This is a genomic window from Stenotrophomonas sp. (assembly GCF_059505245.1).
Window position 1 is genome coordinate 21,863 of the sequence record NZ_JCACKF010000014.1, and the last position, 6,779, is coordinate 28,641.

At 68.1% G+C, this 6,779-nt stretch carries 5 protein-coding genes; 1 reads left to right on the forward strand and 4 read right to left on the reverse strand.

Going from position 1 to position 6,779, the window contains the following annotated elements; genetic code table 11:
* Positions 1 to 138 precede the first annotated feature (138 nt).
* From edd to zwf, 4 genes are read right to left on the reverse strand one after another with little or no spacing between them, the layout of a single operon-like run.
* Positions 139 to 2,055 (reverse strand): phosphogluconate dehydratase, encoded by a 1,917-nt coding sequence (gene edd, locus AC5JLE_RS05300; RefSeq protein ID WP_496065092.1) that lies wholly within the window; start codon positions 2,053 to 2,055, stop codon positions 139 to 141.
* 58 nt (positions 2,056 to 2,113) lie between these two features.
* Positions 2,114 to 2,839, reverse strand: coding sequence for a 6-phosphogluconolactonase (gene pgl, locus AC5JLE_RS05305; RefSeq protein ID WP_014646759.1), 726 nt, complete (start codon positions 2,837 to 2,839; stop codon positions 2,114 to 2,116).
* Positions 2,836 to 3,843 carry a glucokinase gene (glk, locus tag AC5JLE_RS05310; protein WP_014646760.1) on the reverse strand — a complete coding sequence of 336 codons (1,008 nt, stop codon included), beginning with the start codon at positions 3,841 to 3,843 and terminating at the stop codon, positions 2,836 to 2,838. Before glk ends, pgl begins: the two co-directional genes overlap by 4 nt.
* Positions 3,840 to 5,276: a glucose-6-phosphate dehydrogenase gene (gene zwf / locus AC5JLE_RS05315; RefSeq protein ID WP_014646761.1), complete on the reverse strand. Its 1,437-nt coding sequence runs from the start codon at positions 5,274 to 5,276 to the stop codon at positions 3,840 to 3,842. The genes glk and zwf overlap by 4 nt, the downstream gene beginning before the upstream one ends.
* A 352-nt stretch (positions 5,277 to 5,628) precedes the next feature.
* Between zwf and AC5JLE_RS05320 the strand changes: the two genes are divergently transcribed.
* Positions 5,629 to 6,711, forward strand: a complete 1,083-nt coding sequence (locus AC5JLE_RS05320) for an ABC transporter ATP-binding protein (RefSeq protein ID WP_014646762.1) — start codon at positions 5,629 to 5,631, stop codon at positions 6,709 to 6,711.
* Positions 6,712 to 6,779 lie beyond the last annotated feature (68 nt).

Here is a 6,779-nt window from a genome sequence, read left to right on the forward strand (position 1 = left end):
CCTGGGGTTTTCGCGCGCCGGGGCGGGCCCCGGGTGGGGCTTGGCCCCCCCCCCCCCCCCCCATGTTTTGGTTTTCCCCGGGCCCCCCCCCCGGGCGCTCTACTGCCCAGGCCGGGAAGCCTGCCGCCGCTTTTCGCTTCAGGCGTCTTTTGCCTCATGCGGCGCCGCCGCCGCTGCGGCATCGTGCCCCAGCTCGTACTCCGCGTCGTATTCCCACGGCCCGCCATCGGCCGCCGCCGGCCCGCACGAAATCGAAATCGCGCCCTGATCAGCCGGACCCACCACGCGACGGTTGATCGCGAACAGGTTGCGGCCCAGGTCATGCGCGGCAGGCGCCGTGTTCGGGGCCAGCGGACGCGCGGCCCACTCGGCCGCGTCCACCAGCACTTCCAGCGTGCCGGCCTCACCATCGAGGCGGATCATGTCGCCTTCGCGGACCTTGGCCAGCGGACCACCGCGTGCCGCTTCCGGCGTCACATGGATCGCCGCCGGAATCTTGCCCGAGGCACCGGACAGGCGGCCGTCGGTGACCAGTGCCACGCGCCGGCCCTGGTTCTGCAGCAGGCCCAGCAGCGGTGCCAGCGAATGCAGTTCGGGCATGCCGTTGGCACGCGGGCCCTGGTAACGCACCACCGCCACGAAGTCCTGCGGCAGCAGGCCACCGGCGTGCAGCTTGTTCAATACCTGCGGTGCATCGACCACCACCGCCGGTGCTTCGATCGTTCGGTACTGCGGTTTCACCGCCGACAGCTTGATCAGCGACTTGCCGAGGTTGCCGCGCAGCAGGCGCAGGCCACCCTGGTGCTCAAACGGATTGTCGACGCCACGCACCACTTCGTCATCGGCACTGTGTTCCAGGCCCGGCAGGTAGACCAGCCGGCCGTCACGCAGCTGCGGCTCGCGCGCATAGTCGGCCATGCCGCCACGCGCCACGCTGACCAGGTCGCCGTGCATCAGGCCCGCCTTGATCAGCTCGCCGAACACGAACGCCGGGCCGCCAGCGGCCGCGAAACGGTTCACGTCGGCCTCGCCGTTCGGATAGACACGGGCCAGCAGCGGAATCAGCTGCGACAGTTCGTCGAAGTCGTCCCAGGTCAGCACGATGCCGGCCGCACGCGCTACCGCGATCCAGTGGATGGTGTGGTTGGTCGAACCGCCAGTGGCCATCAGCGCGATGACCGCGTTGATGATCGCGCGCTCGTCAATGATCCGGCCCAGCGGGCGGAAGTCGTCGCCCAGTGCGGTGATGTCCAGCGCTCGTTCGGTTGCCTCGCGGGTCAGGGCGTCGCGCAGCGGCGTGCCTGGATTGACGAACGAGGCGCCCGGCAACTGCACGCCCATGGCTTCCAGCAGCACCTGGTTGGAGTTGGCCGTGCCGTAGAAGGTGCAGGTGCCCGCACCGTGGTACGACGCGGACTCGGCTTCCAGCAGCTCTTCGCGGGTGGCCTCACCGGCGGCGTAGCGCTCGCGCACTTCGGCCTTCTGCTTGTTCGGGATGCCCGGGGTCATCGGGCCGGCCGGTACGAACACCGCCGGCAGATGGCCGAAGGCCAGCGCACCGATCAGCAGGCCCGGCACGATCTTGTCGCACACGCCGAGGTAGACGGTGGTATCGAACATGTCATGGCTGAGGCCGATGGCCGTGGCCTGGGCAATGACATCGCGCGAGAACAGCGACAGCTCCATGCCACCACGGCCCTGGGTGACACCGTCGCACATCGCAGGGACGCCGCCGGCGACCTGTGCGGTGGCGCCCAGCTCGCGGGCGATCTCGCGGATCTGCTCGGGATAGGTCTCGAACGGCTGGTGCGCCGAGAGCATGTCGTTGTAGGCGGTGATGATGCCCAGGTTCGGCGTCACGCCGCCGCGCAGGCGGCTCTTGTCGGTACCGCCACAGGCGGCGAATCCATGGGCGAGGTTGCCGCAGCTCAGGCGGCTGCGGAACGGGCCTTCGCGCAGGGAGGCGTCGATCGCGGCCAGGTAGGCGGCACGCGAGGCGGCGCTGCGGCGGATGACACGCTCAGTGATGGCTTGCAATTGCGGATGGAGGCTCATTGGCTACCGGCGTTCAAGGTGGCGAGAGGCAAGCGGCGGCAGGGCACCGCCGCCGACATCAATCAGCCCAGTGGACGCGCAGGCGCGCGCCTTCCAGGTTGATCGCGTTGAGGATCGGATACTGCTGGGCGTCGTTGCTGTCCAACGCTTGGCGCAGCACCTGCAGCTTCTGCTTGCCGCGCAGCAGCAGCAGGCGCTGTCGGCACTGGCGCAGCCCATGCGGGGTCAGCGTGATGCGCAGCGGCCACTGGTTCGCACCCGGGCAGCCGGTGGCATCCAGCGCGGCATAGGGCAGGGTGCTTTCCAGTGCGCGGGCGAGGTCCTTCGAGCCCGGGAACAGCGAGGCGGTGTGGCCGTCGTTGCCCATGCCCAGTGCCACCAGGCTCGGCGGCTGGCTGTGCTGTGCCTGCAGGTTGGCGGTGTACACGCATTCGGGCAGGGGCTTGCCGATCCGCACCAGTGGATCGAAATGCGCACCCTCGGCGCGTTTCAGCAGGTGCTCGCGCACCAGCCAGGCATTGCTGTCGCGATCCTGCGGCGACAGCCAGCGCTCGTCGGCCAGGCTCACTTCCACCCGGTCCCAGTGCACGTCCAACTCGGCCAGCGCCTGGTAGACCGGCGCCGGTGTAGTGCCGCCAGACAGCAGGATGCGGGCGCGGCCCACTTCGTTGATGTCGTGGTTGAGGGTGTGCGCCATCTCGGCGGCAACGGCTTCGATCCAGCCATCGGCATCGCCATGGTTGATGAACTCGATGCGGTCGTCGTGGAAGGTGGTGGGGCTCATGCGGCAACTCCAGGTGCGTCACGTTCGGCGTCGGCGGCATAGGCGGCGGCGCCCAGCAGTCCGGCGTGGGGATGCATCACCGCCAACGAGGGCACGCGCGCCATGATGGAAGAGAACCGGCCCTTGTGCTCGAAGCGCTGGCGGAAACCGGAGTGCTGCAGCGAATCGAGCATCTTCGGGGTCAGCCCGCCGGTCAGGAACACGCCGTCCCAGGCGCCCTGGGTCAGCACCAGATCGCCAGCAATGGCGCCGAACACGGCGCAGAACACATCCACGGTGCGCATCGCCTGCGGATCGCCGTGCAGGGCGCGGGCGGTCACGTCCACCGGCTGCAGCTGGCCCGGATCGATGCCGGCCATCTCGCACACGGCGCGATGGATGTTGACCAGGCCGGGGCCGCAGATCAGGCGCTCGTTGGAGACGCGGCCGAACTGCTCGGACAGGATCTCCAGGATGCGGATCTCTTCCGGGGTTCCCGGCGGGAAGCTGACATGGCCGCCTTCGGTTTCCAGCGGATAGCAACGGCCGTGACGCATGATCAGGCCGCCGACGCCGAGCCCGGTACCGGGCCCGATCACCGCGTAGTTGCGTGGCTGGCCGGGCTTGCCCGGTACCCAGGCAGCCCCACCGACCTGGACCACGTCATCGGGCTGCAGCAGCGAAATCGCCATCGCCTGCGCGGCGAAGTCGTTGATCAGGTGCAGTTCGTCGAACCCGAGCATGGCAGCGGTGCGGCTGCGCGAGATTACCCACGGATGGTTGGTGATGCGTGCTTCGTCACCATCCACGCGACCGGCCACGGCGAACACGCCGCGGCTTGCCGTGGCGCCGATCTGTTCCAGATGGTGGCGCGCGGCATCACCCAGCGAGGGGAACTCCGCCACCGCGTACTCGCGGATGCTGTCCTTCTGCAGCGGTGCGTCCAGCGAGGTGTCGGCCAGGGCGAAGCGCGCGTTGGTGCCACCGATGTCGGCGACCAGCACTGGCTGCGAGCTGGCACTCATGCCGACGCTCCGCTGTCGGGCGCGTCCAGGTCCTGCGGCAGGAACCCGCCCGCATTGCCCGGGCCCCATTGGCCGGCGGGGTAGGGCTCCAGCGGCAGCTTGGCGTCCTTCCAGGCGTCGGCGACGCTGTCGATCCAGGCCCAGGCCGCACGCACTTCGTCATCGCGCACGAACAGCGTGTGGTTGCCGTTGAAGGCATCCAGGAACAAGCGTTCGTAAGCGATACGGCGGTGCAGGCCGGTCGGCACCGACAGTTCCAGCTCCAGCGGATGCAGCTCCAGCGCGCCCCATTCCGGGCCTGCCAGGCTGCTCATCAGGCCCAGTTCGATGTTTTCCTGCGGCTGCAGCTGGAACACCAGGCGGTTCGGTGCGGCCTGCGCGCGCTGCGGGCGCTCGAACAGCCAGTGGGTGACCGGCTTCAGCGTGACCACCACGCGGGTGGTGCGCTCGGGCAGGCGCTTGCCGGTGACCAGGTGGAACGGCACGCCGCTCCAGCGCCAGTTGTCGATATGCGCGGTGACACCGGCGAAGGTTTCCACGTCGCTGCCTTCCGGCGGCTGGTAGGCCTGTGCCGGCTGGCCATTGATGGTGCCGGCGGTGTAGCGGCCACGGATGCTGTCACGCGCGGCGTGCCTGGCATCGAGCGGGCGCAGGGCGCGCAGCACCTTGACCTTCTCGTCGCGGATGCGATCGGCTTCCAGCGATGCCGGTGGTTCCATCGCCACCATGCACAGCAGCTGCAGGATGTGGCTCTGCACCATGTCGCGCAGTGCGCCGGAGCGGGCGTAATAGGCATCGCGGCCATCCACGCCTTCGCTTTCGGCCACCAGGATGTGCACCGATTCGATGTAGTTGCGGTTCCACACCGCTTCCAGCAGCGTGTTGCCGAAGCGCAGTGCGATCAGGTTCTGCACCGCGGCCTTGCCCAGGTAGTGGTCGAGGCGGAACACGCGGTCCTCGTCGATCCACTGGCCGATGGTGCTGATGATTTCCTCGGCGCTCTCGCTGTCGCTGCCGATCGGCTTTTCCAGCATCAGGCGTGCCGGCGCGGCGAGGGCGCCGCCCTTGGCCAGGCCTTCGCAGGTGGAGATGTACAGGCCCGGCGGGATGGCGAGGTAGCTGACGCACTTGCGGTGCACGAGGTCGGCGACCGCGGCGGCAACCGAGTCGACGTCGCGCAGGTCCACCGAGCGGTAGTCGATGCGACGCAGCAGGGCGCTGATGTCGTCCTGCGTGGCCATCGGCATGGCCTGCTGCAGGCGCGGCCGCAGGATGTCATGGAAGGCTTCGGTGTCATGCCCGGACAGGGCCAGCGCACGGATGCGGAAGTCCTCCGGCAGCAGGCCGTCGCCAAGCAGGCGAAGCAGCGAAGGGAACAGGTAGCGCTGGGCCAGATCACCTGTGGCACCGAACAGGAAGAGGGTGTCGTGCATCGCTCGAGTTTCAGATCCGGGTGACATCGTTGTCAATCGCTTCATGGCTGGGTTCGGGGGACATCCGCGCAACTGCCTGTCCGAGGTTCGTCAGGGGCGTTCTCCGGGGTGCCGGAAGACCGTTCCATTCGAAACCACTGCCTCGGCGGAACCTTCGTTCAACCGCCGACGCAGATCGGTGCGCACCGATCATCGGATAGTGCCACGTGAAAACGTTTACATGGCAGAATGGGCAACTGTATTCGATTGCAGTGCTCGCCGTCATGCGGCAAGCGCGCAATCATCACTGCCATCGGGAGGGCCGAGGCAGTCCCAAAAGACAGCCCGGCTTCGGGCGGACCGGATAGGTGATATGGCAAAAGTGCAGTTGCAGGGTGTGCGCAAGGTCTATGACAACGGCCAGGTCGCGGTGAAGGACGCCAGCTTCGAGGTCGCCGATGGCGAGCTGATGGTGCTGGTCGGCCCGTCCGGCTGTGGCAAGTCGACCCTGCTGCGGATGGTGGCTGGCCTGGAGGAGATCAGCGGCGGCACGCTGACCATCGGTGATCGCGTGGTCAACGACGTGGCGCCGAAGGATCGCGACATCGCGATGGTGTTCCAGAGTTATGCGCTGTACCCGCACATGACCGTGGCCGAGAACCTGGCCTTTGGCCTGAAGCTGCGCGGTCACGACAAGGCGACCATCGACAAGCGCATCGCCGAGGCGGCGCAGACGCTGGGCCTGACCGAGATGATGGACAAGCTGCCCAAGGCGATGTCCGGTGGCCAGCGCCAGCGTGTCGCGCTGGGCCGTGCGCTGGTGCGCGAGCCGGCGGTGTTCCTGCTCGACGAACCGCTGTCCAACCTGGATGCCAAGCTGCGCCACAGCGTGCGTACCGAGATCGCGCAGCTGCACCGCAAGCTGGGCACCACCATGATCTACGTGACGCACGACCAGGTCGAAGCGATGACCCTGGGCCAGCGCATCGTGGTGCTGAAGGATGGCGTCATCCAGCAGATCGATACGCCGATGGCGCTGTACGATCGCCCCGCCAACCTATTCGTGGCCGGCTTCCTCGGCAGCCCGGCGATGAACGTGCTGCGCGGTACGCTGCAGGGCGATGCCGGTGGCGTGACCGTGGTCGATGGTGAGTGGCGTGCACCGCTGGGCCAGGCCACCATCGATCCGGCCTGGCTGCAGAAGCCGATCGCGGTGGGCGTGCGTCCGGAGCACCTGCAGCCGGCGGCCGCCGACGATGCGCATGCGTTCGTCGCACGCATTGAAGGCATCGAACCGGTCGGTAACGAGATCTTCGTCAACCTGAGCAGTGGCCAGCACGCGCTGACCATGCGCGTGGCGCCGCAGGCGCTGCCCGAGGTGGGCGAGCAGATCCGCGTGGCGATCCATCCGCAGGGCCTGCATTTCTTCAATCCGGAAACCGGCGCGCGCCTGTAAGGGGTAGTGCCGGGGGGCGGGCCGGCACCCCCAACCACCCAAGGTGTCGGCCCCCCGCCCGGCCCGCC